Here is a 16,356-nt window from a genome sequence, read left to right on the forward strand (position 1 = left end):
GGGATTGCCTACTACGATGATGGCGGGCGCCGCGAGCCCATCGAGGAGGAGCGGATGGAAACCGAACCGGCCGACGGCGATGGGCTTGTCATCTCGGACAGAGACCGCCGGATCCTCGCGTTCGAGCGCCAGTGGTGGCGGTACGCGGGAGCGAAGGAACAGGCCATCCGTGAGGCGTTCGACATCTCGGCGACGCGCTACTACCAGCTCCTCGGTGAGCTGATCGACAGGCCGGAGGCATTGGAGCACGATCCGATGCTGGTCAAACGTTTACGCCGGATGCGGGCCGGCCGCAGGCGTGAGCGCGCGGCCCGGCGATTCGGTCTGAACCCATGACGATCCCCCGGCACGCCGGGCTCGAGGCCCTGCTCGACGATCCGCAGGGCGCGGTGATCGGGCTCGACTACGACGGCACCCTCGCCCCCATCGTGGCCGACCCCGCGGCCGCCCGGATCCACCCCGATGCCCCCGGAGTTCTGGCCGAACTGGCCGAGCGGGTCGGCGGCATCGTGATCGTCACCGGCCGTCCCCCTGGTACGGCTCTCGCGCTCGGGACGAGCGACTCCGGGCCGTCCCTCTCCGACGTTCCCGGCCTCGTCATCCTCGGGCACTACGGGCTGGAGCGGTGGGAATCCGGCCGGATCACCGCTCCGCCTCCCTCCCGGGGGCTCGAGCAGGTGCGGGAGCGCCTCCCGCTCATCGTGGACGGTTTCGACGGCGTGCTGGTCGAGGACAAGGGGCAGGCGGTCGCCGTCCACACCCGGACGAGTCCCGATCCCGAGGCCGCGCTCGAGGCTCTGCGCGGGCCCGTCGCCGAGCTCGCGATGGAGACGGGGCTGGTGGTGGAGCCGGGACGGCTGGTGCTCGAGCTGCGGCCGGCGGGCGTGGACAAGGGCCGGGCGCTGTCGAGGTTCCTCGCCGAGCGGAAGGCGCGTTCCGTCATGTTCGTCGGGGACGATCTGGGCGACATCGCCGCGTTCGACGCGGTGGTGGCCGCGCCGATCCCCGGCGTCCGGGTGTGCAGCGGCTCCGCCGAGGTGACCGCGCTGGCCGAGCGGGCGGACATCGTCGTCGACGGCCCGGCGGGTGTGGTGGACCTGCTCCGGACGATCAGCGGGCGGGTGGCCGGCCGCTGAGTCGCACGACCAGCCGGTGAGCTCCCGCGATCACTCTGTGAGCGGGCGTGTATCGAGGACGCCGAGCGCGGCGAGCCCGATGAGCACGGGTACGAGCAGGAACGCCGCGTGCGTGCCGAACCCGTCGCCCAGCACGCCGAGGACGAACGGGCCGCCACCCGACCCGACCGACGCCCAGATCGACGCGGTTCCCGACGCCTGGTCCGGCCTGCCTCCCGAGGCGTCGATGATCCTGGCCAGCGCGAGCGGGAAGTGCAGGGAGATGCCGAGCCCGCTGAGGGCCAGCCCCGCGTAACCGCCCACCTGCGACGTGCTGAGCCAGAACAACGCCCATCCCAGCAGGGTCACGGCGAGCGCGCCGAGGAGCAGCGGGCCCGGCCGGAAGCGCAGGGCCAGCCGTGCTCCGCCGAAGCGGCCGATCGCCATCCCCGCGAGCATCGCGGTCAGCCCCTTCGCGGCGGCCGCCGCCGTCAGGCCGGTCTGCTGGGCGAACAGTTCGGCCGCCCACAGGTTGAAGGTGAACTCGAGCCCGACGCAGCACAGCAGCACGGCACCCGCGATGTGGAAACGCCTGCCGAAGGGGATCTTTCCGGCAGGTCGATCGGCGGCCGGGGGAGCGGTGGTGAGGCGCGGGGGGATCCATACGCGGCCCATGGTCACGGCGAGCAGCGCGGTGGCCACGACCGGGACGCACAGGGCGGCCCGCCAGCCGACCGCGGAGCCCGCGAGCACGCTGAACAGGTAGGAGACCGCGATTCCCGCGATGACCGCCACCGCGTTGGCCTCGCTGATGGCGGCGGGGCCCGCAGGACCCTGGTGGTCGCTGAGCGCGGCCATCACGACGTAGAGCGTGAGCGAGCCCGCCGTGCCGGCCACCGCGAACCCGGTCAGGGTGAGGGGAAGCGCGTCGCCGAGGATCACGATGAGGATGCCGGCGTTCATCACGACGAGTCCGGCCCAGACCGTGACACGGCGGCCGAACCTGACGCTGAGCAGCGGAAGCGTGAGACCCGCGACGACGCCGCCGACGGCCATGGCCGTGCCGTGCAACCCTCCGACGGCCTGGGAGACGCCCAGTTCGGCGCGGAGCGTGGGCAGCGCGGCCGACAAACCGTAGAGATATGTCGCGAAAGTGGCAAGGACCAAATAGATGAACCAGGTGGGACGATCCCTAGTGAAACGAGCTGCCTGCACGGTCGTGGCAGAGTCCACCCAGTCCCCCGAACTCGCACGTCAAATGGAGGGAAAGGCTAGCATTCGTGCTTTTGTCAGCCCAGAGCGGCGAGCTGGTCCTCGAACCAGCGGTGCGGCGGCATCGCCGTGGCCGCTTCGCGCAACCGGACGCCACGCTTGATCCGCTCCTCCTCGGGGAGGATCAGCGCCTCGTGGAGTGCCGTGGCCGTGCCCGAGACGTCGTACGGATTGACGAGCAGGGAGTCCGGCCCCAGTTCGGCCGCCGCGCCCGCCTCGCGGGACAGCACCAGCGCGCACCTCTCGGACAGGATCGGCCCCTCCTTGGCCACCAGGTTCATGCCGTCGCGGATCGGGTTCACCAGCAGCACGTCGGCCAGGCGGTAGGCCGCGAGCGAGCGGGCGTAGTCGTCGTGGACGTTGAGGATCAGCGGATCCCAGTCGTCGGTGGCGAACTCGTCCTCGATCTCCTTGGCGCACCGCTGGACGGCGGCCGTGTACTCCCGGTATTCCGGCAGGTCGTGGCGGGACGGATACGCGAAGGCCAGATGCACGACCTTGCCGTGCCACTCGGGATGCCGTCCGAGGAACTCCCGGTAGGCGGCGAGCCCGCGCACGATGTTCTTGGACAGCTCCGTCCGGTCGATGCGGACGATCAGCCGGCGGTCGCCGACCAGGTCCCGGATCGCCGTCATGTGCGACTCGACGTCGGGCTCGGCCGCCCGCGCCCGGAGCCCCGCCCCGTTGACACCCAGGGCGTGAACCCCGATCCGGGTGGTCCTGCCCTCGTGGGTCACCGTGCGGGCGGCCCGGTCGATCCTGGCCCCGAGGAAGGCCTCACAGCAGTCCATGAACGCGCCGGCCCATCGGGCGGTGAGGAAACCGGCGTGGTCGGCCCCGAGGACGCCGGACAGGACCTCGGCCGCCACGTCGTCGGGGAGCAGGGAGAAGTACTCCGGCGGAGCCCACGGCGTGTGCGAGAAGTGGCTGATGCGAAGATCGGGCCGCTCGACGCGGAGCATCGCGGGCGTCAGCGTCAGGTGGTAGTCCTGCACCATCACCTTGGCGTCGTGCGCCGCCTCCTCCGCCAGCGCGAGCGCGAAGGCGCCGTTGTACTCGCGGTAGGACTCCCACTCGCGCCTGAAGCGGGTGTCGAACTGCGGGGCGGTCGGGGTGTTGTAGAGCAGGTGGTTCACGAACCACAGCGTCGAGTTGGCCACCGCGTTGTAGGCCCGGTGAAAGATCGGCGGGGGGATGTCCAGCATGCGGACCGGACCGGTGTCGTTGCCCGCCTGGTCGAGGCGTCCGCCGGGCGCCTGCCGTACGGCGCCGCGGTCACCGTCGGACAGGGCCGCGCAGACCCACAGCACGTCGGTGCCCCTGACCACCTCCGACAGGCCGGAGACCAGGCCGCCGCCGCCCCTGCGCATGGTCAGCGCACCGTTGTCGGACAGGGTGAAGGCCACCGGCCCCCGGTTGGAGGCGATCAAGACTGAGTGGGCGCGCATGCACGAAGATTAATCAAAGCTGACACCGATCAATAGGATCTCGGTCAATCGCGGAAAGGCTTGATCCGTATGGCACTGGACGAGGCGGTCGACGAGCTGGCCAGGACGGCCGCGCAAGGCGATCACCGATCGCTCGGCGAGCTGCTCCGCAGGATCGAGCCCGACGTCATCCGGCACTGCGAGCGGCTTCTGCCGTACCGGCAGGACGCGGAGGAGGCGGCGCAGGACACGCTGCTGGCCGTCGCCCGCAACATCAGCAGGTTCGAGGGCCGCTCCCGGTTCGGCACCTGGCTGCACATCGTGACGGTGAACTGCGCCAGGACGACCTACCGGTCGCTCAAGCGCCGCTCGTCGGAACAGGTGGAGGAACTGCCCGAGCAGCGGCCCGACCCCCGGCGGGTCAGCGTCATCGCCGGGTCACGCCTGGACCTGCTCGACGCCATGGAGGCGCTGGAGGCGGACAAGCCCGACCTGGCCCACGCCCTGGTGTTACGCGACATCTGCGAGCTCGACTACGCGGAGATCGCCGACCAGCTCGGCATCCCCGTCGGGACCGCCAAGTCGCGCATCCACCAGGCGCGCAAGTACGTTCAGGCGGTGCTCGGCGACGCGTACCGCTGAGCGGCGGCGGACGTTCGTATCCCGGATCGTGAGACGACGGAACGGACATGCGGGACGTCGGGGTACAGTGCTAGAGACCTGCTCGGCGGGTCTACAACTGAACATTGCTCATCCAGAGGGGTGGAGGGACCGGCCCTGCGAAGCCCCGGCAACCTTCCCGGCGTCCGACTCGTGACCACGAGGCCGGCCGGGACAGGTGCCAATTCCGGCTCGTGATCAGGGTGGTCGCGAGCGAAGATGAGGGAAAGGCCTCGCTTCATGGCGCTTACAGATGCCCCCCAGTTCGGCCCCGCGACCGGTCTTTCGTGCCGTGAATGCGGCACCGTCTACGACCTCGGTCCGCTCTTCGCCTGTGCCGAGTGTTTCGGGCCACTTGAGGTGGCGTACGACTTCGGGGATGTCCGCCGGGAGGACATCGAATCCGGCCCGACCAACATCTGGCGCTACCGGGTGCTGCTCCCCGTTCCCGAGAACGTGGCCACCAAGCCCAACCTCCAGCCTGGCTGGACGAAGCTGGTCAAGGCCGACAACCTCGCAGCCGAGCTCGGCCTGCGTTCCCTCCACGTCAAGGACGACTCGGGCAACCCCACCCACTCGTTCAAGGACCGGGTCGTGTCCATCGCCCTCGAGGCGGCCAGGACCTTCGGCTTCCACACGCTCTCCTGCTCCTCCACGGGCAACCTCGCCGGAGCGGTCGGCGCGGCGGCGGCCCGCGCCGGACTCGACTCCTGCGTCTTCATCCCCGCGAACCTCGAAGAGGCCAAGGTCACCATGGCCGCCGTCTACGGCGGCCGTCTGGTCGCCATCGACGGCACCTACGACGAGGTGAACCGCTTCTGCTCCGAGCTGATCGGCGACGAGCTGGGGGAGAAGTGGGGCTTCGTCAACGTCAACCTCCGGCCGTTCTACGCGGAGGGCTCCAAGACGCTGGCCTACGAGATCGCCGAGCAGCTCGGCTGGCGGCTCCCCGACCAGATCGTCATCCCGATCGCGTCGGGCTCGCAGCTCACGAAGATCGACAAGGGCTTCCGCGAGCTCATCAAGCTCGGGCTCGTCGAGGACAAGCCGTACCGGATCTTCGGCGCCCAGGCGGAGGGCTGCTCGCCGGTCTCCGCGGCGTTCAAGGCGGGGCACGACGTGGTTCAGCCGGTCCGGCCGAACACGATCGCCAAGTCCCTCGCCATCGGCAACCCCGCGGACGGGCCGTACGTGCTGGACATCGCCAGGCGCACCGGCGGCGCGGTGGAGGACGTCGACGACCACGAGGTGGTCGAGGCGATCCGGCTGCTGGCCCGGACGGAGGGCGTCTTCGCGGAGACGGCGGGCGGCGTGACCGTCGGCGTCCTGCGCAAGCTGGTCAGGAACGGCGTGCTCGACCCGGACGCGGAGACCGTCGTGCTCAACACGGGTGACGGGCTCAAGACGCTCGACGCGGTCGCCGCCGAGGCGCGGCCCACCGCCGTCATCCGCCCCTCCCTCGAGGCGTTCCGTACGGCATTCGCCAACTGAAGCCGTTTCTCCAAGCCCAACTGAAGCAAGAAAGCGAGCCAAAAATGAGCGTTTCAGTGCGGATTCCGACGATTCTGCGCACTTACACGAGCGGCGCCGCGGAGGTTTCCAGCGACGGGGGAACGCTCCGGGAAGTCCTGCAGAAGCTGGACGCCGACTATCCGGGCATCGGAGGTCGAATCCTGGATGAAACGGGCAAGATCCGGCGTTTTGTCAATGTTTATGTGGGTGAAGAGGACGTCCGTTTCACGGAGGGGCTCGACACGCCCACGCCCGGCGGCAGCCAGATCTCCGTCATCCCGGCCGTTGCCGGCGGTTGATCGATCCGGAAGCGCATGGGCCTGACATGCGCTTCTATCATTATCGAAGTCAATCGCCACTCGGAAATGGTGCAATAATCAACTATCCGGCCCCTAACTGAATATTCGCCGTTTACAGCTTTGAGCGAACGCCATGAAGTGGTTTGCTGATTGACTCTGTTGTGCCACGGCTTGACACGGGTATGGTCGAGGACGATCGACGTAATCGGGGGCTTCTTGGCGTGGTCCCCAGCCCAGCAAGAGGAGTCGGAAAGTGGCGCAGGGCACCGTCAAATGGTTTAACGCGGACAAGGGCTACGGCTTCATCGCGGTAGACGGTGGTAAGGACGTGTTCGTCCATTACTCGGCAATCATGATGGACGGATACAAGGCCCTCGAGCAGGGCCAGCGAGTCGAGTTCGACATCACGCAGGGCCAGAAGGGGCCCCAGGCGGAAGGCGTCCGGACCGTCTGATCCGTTCAGCACCCTCTACGTAAGGCCCGGTTCGTACCAACGAGCCGGGCCTTCCACGTGGCCGGACTTACCCGTACAAGCTGGTCAGGCTGGCATCCGCTTGCACTCGCAGGGGTAGAGTGCTAAACACGTGTTTGGCACTCTGAGGTCGAGAGTGACAACTCAGCGGGATCGAGGCGATGGGGCCTGCGAAAGGAAAGCGGGCCCGTGCCGTCGCGGGCGTCGGCTCGGTCCGTTAAAACCACCCTGCTACTGGGAGGTCTAGCCTTATGGCAGCCAAGATGATCGCGTTTGACGAGGACGCCCGGCGCGGTCTCGAGCGCGGCATGAACCAGCTCGCCGACGCCGTCAAGGTGACCCTCGGCCCCAAGGGCCGCAACGTCGTGCTGGAGAAGAAGTGGGGCGCCCCCACCATCACCAACGACGGTGTCTCCATCGCCAAGGAGATCGAGCTCGAGGACCCGTGGGAGAAGATCGGGGCCGAGCTCGTCAAGGAAGTCGCCAAGAAGACCGACGACGTCGCGGGTGACGGCACCACGACGGCCACCGTGCTCGCCCAGGCGCTGGTGCGTGAGGGTCTGCGCAACGTCGCGGCCGGCGCGAACCCGATGTCCCTGAAGAAGGGCATCGAGGCGGCCGTCGAGCGCGTCAGCGAGGAGCTGTCCAAGCTCGCCAAGGACGTCGAGACCAAGGCGCAGATCGCCTCCACGGCGTCGATCTCCGCCGGCGACCCCCAGATCGGCGAGATGATCGCCGAGGCGATGGACAAGGTCGGCAAGGAAGGCGTCATCACCGTCGAGGAGAGCAACACCTTCGGCCTCGAGCTCGAGCTCACCGAGGGCATGCGCTTCGACAAGGGCCTCATCTCGATGTACTTCGTGACGGACCCGGAGCGCATGGAGGCCGTCCTCGAGGACCCGTACATCCTGATCGCGAACCAGAAGATCTCCGCGAACAAGGACCTGCTGCCCCTGCTCGACAAGGTCGTCCAGGCTGGCAAGCCCCTGCTGATCATCGCTGAGGACGTCGAGGGCGAGGCCCTGGCGACCCTGGTGGTCAACAAGATCCGTGGCCTGTTCCGCTCGGTGGCCGTCAAGGCTCCGGGCTTCGGCGACCGCCGCAAGGCCATGCTGGGCGACATCGCGACCCTCGCCGGCGGCCAGGTCATCAGCGAGGAGCTGGGCCTCAAGCTGGAGAACGCGGGTCTCGAGCTGCTGGGCCGCGCCCGCAAGGTCGTCGTGACCAAGGACGAGACCACCATCGTCGACGGCGCCGGTGACGCCGAGCAGATCGCGGGCCGGGTCAACCAGATCCGCGCCGAGATCGACAGCACCGACTCCGACTACGACCGTGAGAAGCTCCAGGAGCGTCTGGCCAAGCTGGCCGGCGGCGTGGCGGTCATCAAGGCCGGCGCGGCGACCGAGGTCGAGCTCAAGGAGCGCAAGCACCGCATCGAGGACGCCGTCCGCAACGCGAAGGCGGCCGTCGAGGAGGGCATCGTCCCCGGCGGTGGCGTGGCCCTGCTGCAGGCCGGCGCCAACGCGTTCGACAAGCTCGAGGTCAACGGTGACGAGGCCACCGGCGCGTCGATCGTCCGCAAGGCGCTCGAGGAGCCGCTGAAGCAGATCGCCGTGAACGCCGGCCTCGAGGGCGGCGTCGTGGTGGAGAAGGTCCGCAACCTGCCCGCGGGCGAGGGCCTCAACGCGGCCACCGGCGAGTACGTCAACATGTTCGAGTCGGGCATCATCGACCCGGCCAAGGTGACGCGCTCCGCTCTGCAGAACGCGTCGTCGATCGCGGCCCTGTTCCTCACGACCGAGGCCGTCATCGCCGAGAAGCCCGAGAAGACCCCTGCCGCTCCCGCCATGCCCGGCGGCGGCGACATGGACTTCTAAGTCTTCACCGCACGCGAGAAGGGGCGGTTCCCGACCGGGAACCGCCCCTTTTTCGTGTCTCAGACCCCGTGTCTCAGACCCCGTGTCTCAGACCCCGTGTCTCAGACCCCGTGCCTGAGTCCTCCGTCCCGGCTTCTCGAGATCAGGGACGCGCCGAGCCGGTCAGTTTGCCGGCATCCAGGTCGACCACCATGCAGTCGACAGTGCGGTCGACACTCCAGACGGAGGCGCTCGACGGGTACAGCACGAAGGAGTTGAGCCGGTCGAGCATCGGACTGTCTGCGAGCAGGCTGTAGAGCCGCTGGTCACACGAGTCCGCCGCCGCATCGCCGGCGGCCTCCCTGCCAGGCCACGCGCCGGCGGGGAGATCGAACACGACGATCACCTCGGCGTCGTGAGGCTGGGCGCAGGGCACCGCCTTCAGCGTGGTGATCACCTTGCCTTCGACTACGCCGTCCACGCAGTCGCCCTCGTGCAGGCTGGTGACCGACACCGAGCCGCCGCGGGTGACGGTGCCCGTCTCGTCGCGCTCCGCGACGCCCAGTGTGGCGATGGTCATGAGCAGAGCGAAGAGGGCGATCCACAACCCCGAAACGATCAGACCCGCGATCGCGAGGCCCTTGCCCTTGTCGCCCCGCTTCCTGATCTGCGCCAGCGCGACGATGCCGAAGATGATCGAGAGCAGGAGGACGCCGAGGATCCCGAGGACGAGGGCCGCGATCGCGAAGCCGTTGGTCCGCGCGGGGGGCGGCGGAGGGTAGCCGTACGGCGGGGGATACGGGGACCCGTACGGGCCGGGCGGCGGGATGGTCGGCGCGCCGTACGGGCCGGGCGGGGCACCCTGGGGGACGGGCGGTGGGGGGTAGGGGGATCCGTAGGAGCCGGGCGGCGGTGGCGCCGCCGGCTGGTTGCCCCCGGAATAAGGTTCACTCACGACGCCAAATAATGCCGTGTCATGATTTATTGCGACAAATAGGTAATGGCAATTACCGGCGACCGGAGAGCGGTGAGTTTCGTCTCGCGGGTTCTTCAGAGCAGTTCGGCAGGAAGCTCCGCGGCGTGAAGCACGCTCAGCGACGTGACGGCGCGGGTCAGCACGACGTAGAGCCGGGCCAGTCCGCGCTTTTCCGCCGCCACGATGTCGGCGGGCTCCACCACGATGACGTGGTCGTATTCGAGGCCCTTGGCGAGGCCGGCGGGCACGACGAGCACGCGTTCCTCACCGGTGGAGTCGGCGCCGAGCACGCCGTGCGCGATGCCGTCCAGAGCCGCTGAGACGGCCGGTACCGAGTCGTCCGCCGCGATGACCCCGATCGACCCCTCGCTCCGCAGCGCCTGCCGTACCACGTCGGGCAGGGCTGCGACCGCGTCCGGTGTGCGCCGTACGGACAGGGAGCCGGCGCCGGGACGGAGGGAGCGCGGGGCGGCGAGGTCGGGCGCGACCGAGGGGAGCAGCCGGGCGGCGTAGTCGAGGATCTCGCGCGGCACGCGGAAGCCGAGGGTCAGTTCGGTCACCTCGCCGGACGGCTGGCCGAGGTGCTCGAGCACGGTCTTCCACGACTGGGCCGACCACGGCGTCGTGCCCTGCGCGATGTCGCCCAGGACCGTCGCGGACCCGGTACGGCACCGCCGTCCCAGCGCGCGCAGTTGCATGGCGGACAGGTCCTGCGCCTCGTCGACGACCACGTGTCCGTGGGAGGCGGTGCGCTCGATCAGGTCGGCCAGTTCGTCGAGCAGCGCGGCGTCGGCGGCCGACCACTTGGCGGACTTGTGCGACTTGGCCGGCTTGCGCCACAGGACGGCCTCCTGCTCCTCGGGCGACAGGTCGGACCTGGCGGCCCGGGCGAGGAAGTCGGCGTCGGAGAGCAGCCGGAAGAGCACCTGCTCGGGGGTGAGCTTCGGCCAGACCGTGTCGAGGATCTGCTTGACCGGCTTGGAGCGCGCGACCGCGTCCTGCACCCGGTCGTCGGGCGACTCGCCCCGGCGCTCCATCTGGACGAGCACCGCGTGGGCGAGCCGCTGGGCGAGCGTCGCGCGGCCGGGGGCGTACCGGATCGTGCCGCGGAGCGAGGCGACGATCTCGCGCACCTCGTGATCGGCGACGCGGTAGCGGTTGATCCCCTTGGTGTAGAGCACGCCCTCCTCGGGTTTGGTGACGTGCAGCCAGAGGGCGCGCCTGAGCACGGCGGCCATCCGGGCGTCTCCCTTGACGGAGGCCGTGACCGGGTCCTCGGGGAAGGAGTGATCGCCCAGGATCCCCGCGACGGTGGTCTGGTCGACCTTCACCTCGCCGAGCGCGGGCAGGACCGAGGAGATGTACGACAGGAAGGCCCGGTTGGGGCCGACGATCATCACGCCGTTCCTGGAGAGGCGTTCGCGGTGCGTGAAGAGCAGGTAGGCGGCACGGTGCAGGCCGACCGCCGTCTTCCCGGTGCCCGGGGCTCCCTGGACGCAGACGGTCACGGTCAGATCGGACCGGACGATCTCGTCCTGGTCGGGCTGGATGGTCGCGACGATGTCGCGCATCGGGCCGGTGCGGGGGCGCTCGATCTCCTCGGCCAGCAGCCTGCTCTGCGCGAGCTCCCTGCCGTCCATGGGCTCGTCCTCGTAGGCCGTCAGGTCGCCGCCGTGGTATCCGAACCTGCGGCGGAGCGTGACGCCCATCGGGTCGGCCGGGCTGGCCTGGTAGAACGCGCGGGACACCGGGGCACGCCAGTCGATCACCAGGGCGCGCCTGTCCTCGTCGTGCACATGCCGCCGGCCGACGTAGATCGTGCCCGGTATGTCGCCGCCGGGCGAAAGCTCGAGCCTGCCGAAGAACAGCGGCGTGTCCTTGTGGTCGGCCAGAGCGGCGACCCGCTGGTCGAGCAGGCCCTGGAGAATCTGTTGCGAGACCCAGTCGCCGGCGGCGTCCGCCGACAACGACTGCGCGTGTTCGCGCATCGACGTGAGGGCGGCCCGAGACACCGCGAGGTGGGTGCGCTCGGCTTCGAGGACGTTTTCCGGCATGCCGAACTCCTTCAGGACGCGGGAAAGACAAGAGCCTACCGACGGCCGCCCGACGAACCCAAATGGTTTTCTTGTGCGTGTTGCACCTTCTGTCCGGGTACCTGTATCGGGGTGACGCGGACTTGGATGCCTCCCGCCATTCCTGCCACGGCGAGTCTGCTGCTCGCCGTCTTCTGGGCGTTGTCGGTCTTCGGCGGCTGGGGCGTCGAGGCGTTCTGCCCGGCCGCGCAATCGCCCGGCGCGTGCGCCGACAGGATCGCCTCCGCCGTCCGGGTCTCCGGCGGGATCGCGCTTTTCGCCGCCGCCTCGACGACGGCCGCCTGGTTCACCCGGAGGCAGGGTCTGCTCGGCGTCGCGGTGTTGTCGTGGGTGGCGGCGGTCGGCGCGCTCTTCGTGGGAGGAGTGATCGCCCAGTAATCACCCCAATACGCTGCGATTTCTATCAAATTGGCATGGCTCACGTAGGGCGAATTGCGTGATTTGCCACAAAGATGGGGTATGGGCGTTCCTGCTGTTCTGGTGTGGGGGGGTGATGCGGTTGTCTGGGGCCAAGGGGATTTCCTGGACCTGACCTGGCACCCGCGCCCGGCGAGATCATCTCGCCGGGTTCTCCTCGCCCACGTCGTCCGCGTCCACGATGCGGTAGGCGTATCCCTGCTCGGCGAGGAACCGCTGCCTGTGCGCGGCGAATTCCTGATCCACCGTGTCGCGGCTCACGATGGAGTAGAAGCGCGCGCCCCCGCCGTCGGCCTTGGGACGCAGCACGCGGCCGAGCCGTTGCGCCTCCTCCTGCCGTGAGCCGAACGTGCCCGACACCTGGATCGCGATGGACGCCTCGGGCAGGTCGATCGAGAAGTTCGCGACCTTCGACACCACCAGGACCTGGATCTCCTTGTCCCGGAAGGCCTGGAACAGCCGCTCCCGCTCGCGCACCCGGGTCTCGCCCTTGATCACCGGGGCGTCGAGATGCTCGCTCAGCTCGTCGAGCTGGTCGATGTACTGGCCGATCACCAGGACCTGCTCGCCGGCGTGCCGGCGGACCAGGGCCTCGGTCACCCGGGTCTTCGACGGCGTCGTCGAGCAGAACCGGTACCGCTCCTCGGCCTCGGCCATCGCGTAGGCCAGCCGCTCCTCGTCGCTGAGGGTCACCCGCACCTCGACGCAGTCGGCGGGGGCGATCCAGCCCTGCGTCTCCATCTCCTTCCACGGCGCGTCGTAGCGCTTGGGGCCGATGAGAGAGAACACGTCGCCCTCGCGGCCGTCCTCGCGGATCAGCGTCGCGGTCAGGCCCATCCGGCGGCGGGCCTGCAGGTCGGCCGTCATGCGGAAGATCGGTGCGGGCAGCAGGTGCACCTCGTCGTAGATCACGAGGCCCCAGTCGCGGGCGTCGAACAGCTCGAGGTGCCGGTAGACGCCCTGCCGCCTCGTCGTCATGACCTGGTAGGTCGCGATCGTGACCGGGCGGATCTCCTTCTTGGTCCCGGTGTACTCGCCGATCTCGTCCTCCGTGAGGGAGGTGCGCTTGATCAGCTCCTGCTTCCACTGGTGCGCGGAGACGGTGTTGGTCACCAGGATCAGCGTCGTCGCCTCGGCGTGCGCCATGGCGGCGGCGCCCACGATGGTCTTGCCCGCGCCGCAGGGGAGCACCACCACGCCGGATCCGCCGTGCCAGAACGCGTCCGCCGCCTCCTTCTGGTACGGCCGCAGCGCCCAGCCGTCCTCGGCCAGCGCGATCGCGTGGTGCTCGCCGTCGACGTAGCCGGCGAGGTCCTCGGCGGGCCAGCCGATCTTGAGGAGCAGCTGCTTGATGTTGCCCCGCTCCGAGGGGTGCACGGCGACCGCGTCGGCTCCGATCCGGTCGCCGAGCAGCGGCTGGATCTTCTTGGACCGCAGCACCTCCTCGAGGACGGCACGGTCCGTGCTGGTGAGGGTGAGCCCGTGGACGGGGTGCTTCTCCAGACGGAGCCTGCCGTAGCGGGACATGGTCTCCGCGACGTCCACGAGCAGCGCGTGGGGCACCGGATAGCGGCTGTACTCGATCAGCGCGTCGACGACCTGCTCGGCGTCGTGGCCCGCCGCCCGCGCGTTCCACAACGCCAGAGGGGTGACCCGGTAGGTGTGCACGTGCTCGGGAGCGCGCTCGAGCTCGGCGAACGGCGCGATCGCCTTACGGCACTCGTCGGCTCGTGCGTGATCGACCTCGAGCAGCAGCGTCTTGTCCGACTGAACGATCAGGGGCCCGTCATTCAAAAGTCCGCTCCCTTGTCCGGATGAACCGCATAACAAACTACCGAGCAGAAATCAGCCCACGTCCGCGATGCCGGTTATCCGGTGCAGGGCGAACCGGTGGACGGCCGCACGGGTCTCGTCGTATGCGGTGAGGTAGCCACCCTCCATCCGGGCGGGTTCGAGGATGCGGCTGGTGGCGTGACCCTGTGCGTCAAGGTATCCGATCCAGACCCGTGACCCTTGCCGGATGGCCTCCTGGAGGGCCTGGATCGTCGCCGTGGCGGGCGACCGGGGCACCTGCCCGTCGGGACCGTGCGACGGACGGCGACGGTTGCGATGGGCCTCGTCCCCGGCCCGCATGGCGCGGATGGCGGCCGCCGCGACATCGGGCTCGGGCCCGGCAGGGACCGAGGTACGGGCGACCGGCGGTCCTTCGGTCCGCCGGCTCTCGGCCCTGGAGACCAGCACGTCGCCCTCAAGAGACTCGGCGACCGGCGCGTATCCCATCGCGCGGAGCGAGTCGAGCAGGGTGGCGCGGGACGTCTTGGACGCCAGAACGGTGGGTGCGAGCCGCCGCAGCCGCAGGAGCCCCGACCGCTTGTCCGCGAGCACCTCGTCCAGCACGGAGGGGTCGTCGCACCGGACGTAGGCGGACGCCGTACCGACGCGGATGCGGCCGTGGCGGCGGGCCACGTCGGTGATCAGGTAACGCAGCGGCTGGGGGACGGAGGTGGTGGAGTGGCGCTCGAGCATGCCGGCCATGTCGTCGGCGGACTGCCCGGCGTCGAGGGCCCGCCGGATCGAGCGTTCGCTGAAGCGGTAAACGGTCGCGCCCCCCTTCGACTCGACATCGGCGGCAAGGGCGAGCCACCGTCCGAGATCGCTGGTGAGCGGACCGGGGGCGACCGCGGTCAGGTCGGCCTGGAGCAGCACGTGGTCCACCGGTTCGGGGAGCAGCGGGGCGAGCAGCCCGGCGGCGGTGCCGTCCCCGCGGACGATCCCGCGGCCGTGCTCCGAGAGGATCCCCAGCCCGGTGACGCCCACCTGTTCGGCCTCCCGCAGGGTGAACTCGGCGAGCCGGTCACGCTGGGCGCCCCTGCGCCTGGGCTGCTCCCAGGCGAGCCTGGCGAGCACGGACGCGGTCGTGGGCGCGAGGCCGGGACCCGCGGAGGCGAGCACGGCCAGCGTCTGGGTGCGGACCTGGGCCGCGGCCGCCCTGCGGAGGTCGGGATGGAGCGCGTTCAGCGGCCGGTCGCGGTCGTCGCGCTCCCCGATGAGCCCGGGGACGCGGTCCATGGCGGCCCAGGCGGAGGCGAGCAGGGCCCATCGGTCCTCGGTGGCCTTGACCCGCCAGCCGTCGTAGGCCGAGGTCGGCAGCCACTCTCCGTCGACCGATCCGCCCGACGCGAAGAGTCCGGCGGCGTAGGCGATCTCCACGACCAGCCCGGCCGCCCATTCCGGCAGGTCGAGCAGCTGTGCCGTCCTCTTCAGATCCCTGATGGCGAGCCCGCCCGTGCGCAGGACTCCGGGAGGGTCGACACTCCAGTGCTCGCAGAGCTCCTCCACCGTCCGCACCAGAGTGAAAGCCTGGCCCGCCGCGGTCCTGTCGGCGAGCTTCTGGTTCCGTACGACGCCCTCGAGGTCAGGCGGACGGGGGGACAGGTCGCGGTGGACGCGACCGTCGCGCAGGAAGAGCGCCACCTCCCGGGGCAGGGCGACGGTCTCCTCGCCGGTCGCCCCCAGCAGGCCGCGCGCGAGGAGCTGCTCGATGGGCGACTGCGCGGTGGCGACCCGGATCTCTCTGCGGGCGTTGGGCAGCCGTCCGCTCGCCGGCCCCCAGGACAGCTCGTCGAGGGCGGCCCGCGCCTGCGGCGCGACCTCGGCCACCAGGCGGCCCACCGTCACGGGATCGGCGAGGAGCTCGGCCAGCCTGTCGCGGGGAGATCCGTCACGCCGCGGCGCCCCCATGTCGTTCAGCAGGGTCTCGAGCGCCTCCGGCGGATGATGCCGGAACACCTCCGCGGCAGGCGGCCCGAGCCCGGCGGGAGGCTCGAGGGCCTCGATCACGCCAGGGGCGGGCAGCAGGGCGTCGTCGGGCCCGAACACGAGGCCTCTGGTCCTGAGCCGGTCGAGCGCCTCGTCGAGCGCCGCGTCCAATTCCCCTTCGCCCGTCGTGCCCGCCGCGGCCTTCCTCAGGGCCGACCTGAGCGCCTTGCGGCCGACGGGCCCGGACTGGAGGGTCAGCGTCTCGACCACGGCGAGGGTGAACCTGTCGAGCCTGTCGAGGGCCCTGCCGAGCGCGGAAGGGCTGGCGGCGCGGGCGGCGAGCCCCTCGACGTGAGCGGGAACGGGCGTGATGAGCTCAGGCCGCGCCGTCACGAGGGCGCGCAGCTGCTCGTCCGTCCGGCCACGCAGCCACTCGGTGAACTCAGTGCTCGTCATCCGTTCCATCGTAGGGCCGCATTTTTCGAGCATCACTCGACC

The 16,356-nt window shown here is 69.8% G+C and carries 14 protein-coding genes and 1 riboswitch; of the genes, 8 read left to right on the forward strand and 6 right to left on the reverse strand.

Going from position 1 to position 16,356, the window contains the following annotated elements:
• Positions 1–54 precede the first annotated feature (54 nt).
• Both Pka01_RS21535 and otsB read left to right on the forward strand, forming a co-directional pair.
• Positions 55–336: a DUF3263 domain-containing protein gene (locus Pka01_RS21535; protein ID WP_203884786.1), complete on the forward strand. Its 282-nt coding sequence runs from the start codon at positions 55–57 to the stop codon at positions 334–336.
• On the forward strand, positions 333–1,136 hold the full coding sequence (gene otsB / locus Pka01_RS21540; protein WP_203884633.1) for a trehalose-phosphatase: 804 nt from the start codon (positions 333–335) through the stop codon (positions 1,134–1,136). Before Pka01_RS21535 ends, otsB begins: the two co-directional genes overlap by 4 nt.
• Positions 1,137–1,166: 30 nt before the next feature.
• Here otsB and Pka01_RS21545 read toward each other — a convergent pair whose 3' ends face one another.
• Together Pka01_RS21545 and Pka01_RS21550 are read right to left on the reverse strand one after the other, a co-directional pair.
• On the reverse strand, positions 1,167–2,282 hold the full coding sequence (locus Pka01_RS21545) for an MFS transporter (RefSeq protein ID WP_203884634.1): 1,116 nt from the start codon (positions 2,280–2,282) through the stop codon (positions 1,167–1,169).
• Between the two features lie 122 nt (positions 2,283–2,404).
• Positions 2,405–3,835 (reverse strand): alpha,alpha-trehalose-phosphate synthase (UDP-forming), encoded by a 1,431-nt coding sequence (locus tag Pka01_RS21550; RefSeq protein ID WP_203884635.1) that lies wholly within the window; start codon positions 3,833–3,835, stop codon positions 2,405–2,407.
• A gap of 69 nt (positions 3,836–3,904) precedes the next feature.
• On the opposite strand from Pka01_RS21550, the gene Pka01_RS21555 reads away from it, so the two are divergent.
• From Pka01_RS21555 to groL, 5 genes are all read left to right on the forward strand, one after another.
• Positions 3,905–4,456, forward strand: coding sequence for an RNA polymerase sigma factor (locus Pka01_RS21555; RefSeq protein ID WP_203884636.1), 552 nt, complete (start codon positions 3,905–3,907; stop codon positions 4,454–4,456).
• A 105-nt stretch (positions 4,457–4,561) separates the two neighbouring features.
• Positions 4,562–4,700: riboswitch (SAM riboswitch) on the forward strand.
• Positions 4,701–4,714: 14 nt separating this feature from the next.
• Positions 4,715–5,965, forward strand: a complete 1,251-nt coding sequence (gene thrC / locus Pka01_RS21560; RefSeq protein WP_239115180.1) for a threonine synthase — start codon at positions 4,715–4,717, stop codon at positions 5,963–5,965.
• A 44-nt stretch (positions 5,966–6,009) separates the two neighbouring features.
• Positions 6,010–6,285: a MoaD/ThiS family protein gene (locus Pka01_RS21565; RefSeq protein WP_203884638.1), complete on the forward strand. Its 276-nt coding sequence runs from the start codon at positions 6,010–6,012 to the stop codon at positions 6,283–6,285.
• Between the two features lie 253 nt (positions 6,286–6,538).
• Positions 6,539–6,739, forward strand: coding sequence for a cold-shock protein (locus Pka01_RS21570; protein WP_066373698.1), 201 nt, complete (start codon positions 6,539–6,541; stop codon positions 6,737–6,739).
• Positions 6,740–7,008: 269 nt separating this feature from the next.
• Positions 7,009–8,634, forward strand: coding sequence for a chaperonin GroEL (groL, locus tag Pka01_RS21575; protein ID WP_203884639.1), 1,626 nt, complete (start codon positions 7,009–7,011; stop codon positions 8,632–8,634).
• A 142-nt stretch (positions 8,635–8,776) separates the two neighbouring features.
• Here groL and Pka01_RS21580 read toward each other — a convergent pair whose 3' ends face one another.
• Both Pka01_RS21580 and Pka01_RS21585 read right to left on the reverse strand, forming a co-directional pair.
• Positions 8,777–9,568 carry a DUF4190 domain-containing protein gene (locus Pka01_RS21580; RefSeq protein WP_203884640.1) on the reverse strand — a complete coding sequence of 264 codons (792 nt, stop codon included), beginning with the start codon at positions 9,566–9,568 and terminating at the stop codon, positions 8,777–8,779.
• Between the two features lie 95 nt (positions 9,569–9,663).
• On the reverse strand, positions 9,664–11,643 hold the full coding sequence (locus Pka01_RS21585; RefSeq protein WP_203884641.1) for a HelD family protein: 1,980 nt from the start codon (positions 11,641–11,643) through the stop codon (positions 9,664–9,666).
• A 126-nt stretch (positions 11,644–11,769) separates the two neighbouring features.
• Here Pka01_RS21585 and Pka01_RS21590 point away from each other — a divergent pair, with 126 nt between their 5' ends.
• Positions 11,770–12,060, forward strand: a complete 291-nt coding sequence (locus Pka01_RS21590; RefSeq protein WP_203884642.1) for a hypothetical protein — start codon at positions 11,770–11,772, stop codon at positions 12,058–12,060.
• Between the two features lie 177 nt (positions 12,061–12,237).
• Here the strand turns inward: Pka01_RS21590 and Pka01_RS21595 are convergent, their stop codons facing one another.
• Both Pka01_RS21595 and Pka01_RS21600 read right to left on the reverse strand, forming a co-directional pair.
• Positions 12,238–13,893: a DNA repair helicase XPB gene (locus Pka01_RS21595; RefSeq protein WP_203884643.1), complete on the reverse strand. Its 1,656-nt coding sequence runs from the start codon at positions 13,891–13,893 to the stop codon at positions 12,238–12,240.
• 51 nt (positions 13,894–13,944) lie between these two features.
• Positions 13,945–16,314 carry a helicase-associated domain-containing protein gene (locus Pka01_RS21600; protein WP_203884644.1) on the reverse strand — a complete coding sequence of 790 codons (2,370 nt, stop codon included), beginning with the start codon at positions 16,312–16,314 and terminating at the stop codon, positions 13,945–13,947.
• Positions 16,315–16,356 lie beyond the last annotated feature (42 nt).

The organism is Planotetraspora kaengkrachanensis (genome assembly GCF_016862895.1).
Lineage (GTDB): Bacteria > Actinomycetota > Actinomycetes > Streptosporangiales > Streptosporangiaceae > Planotetraspora > Planotetraspora kaengkrachanensis.

Bases quoted from the DNA above. Each gene is read 5' to 3' on its own strand.
- groL (WP_203884639.1), top strand. From the start codon at position 7,009: ATGGCAGCCAAGATGATCGCGTTTGACGAGGACGCCCGGCGCGGTCTC.
- Pka01_RS21585 (WP_203884641.1), bottom strand. From the start codon at position 11,643: ATGCCGGAAAACGTCCTCGAAGCCGAGCGCACCCACCTCGCGGTGTCT.
- otsB (WP_203884633.1), top strand. From the start codon at position 333: ATGACGATCCCCCGGCACGCCGGGCTCGAGGCCCTGCTCGACGATCCG.
- Pka01_RS21590 (WP_203884642.1), top strand. From the start codon at position 11,770: ATGCCTCCCGCCATTCCTGCCACGGCGAGTCTGCTGCTCGCCGTCTTC.
- Pka01_RS21535 (WP_203884786.1), top strand. From the start codon at position 55: ATGGAAACCGAACCGGCCGACGGCGATGGGCTTGTCATCTCGGACAGA.
- thrC (WP_239115180.1), top strand. From the start codon at position 4,715: ATGGCGCTTACAGATGCCCCCCAGTTCGGCCCCGCGACCGGTCTTTCG.
- Pka01_RS21550 (WP_203884635.1), bottom strand. From the start codon at position 3,835: ATGCGCGCCCACTCAGTCTTGATCGCCTCCAACCGGGGGCCGGTGGCC.
- Pka01_RS21600 (WP_203884644.1), bottom strand. From the start codon at position 16,314: ATGACGAGCACTGAGTTCACCGAGTGGCTGCGTGGCCGGACGGACGAG.
- Pka01_RS21555 (WP_203884636.1), top strand. From the start codon at position 3,905: ATGGCACTGGACGAGGCGGTCGACGAGCTGGCCAGGACGGCCGCGCAA.
- Pka01_RS21565 (WP_203884638.1), top strand. From the start codon at position 6,010: ATGAGCGTTTCAGTGCGGATTCCGACGATTCTGCGCACTTACACGAGC.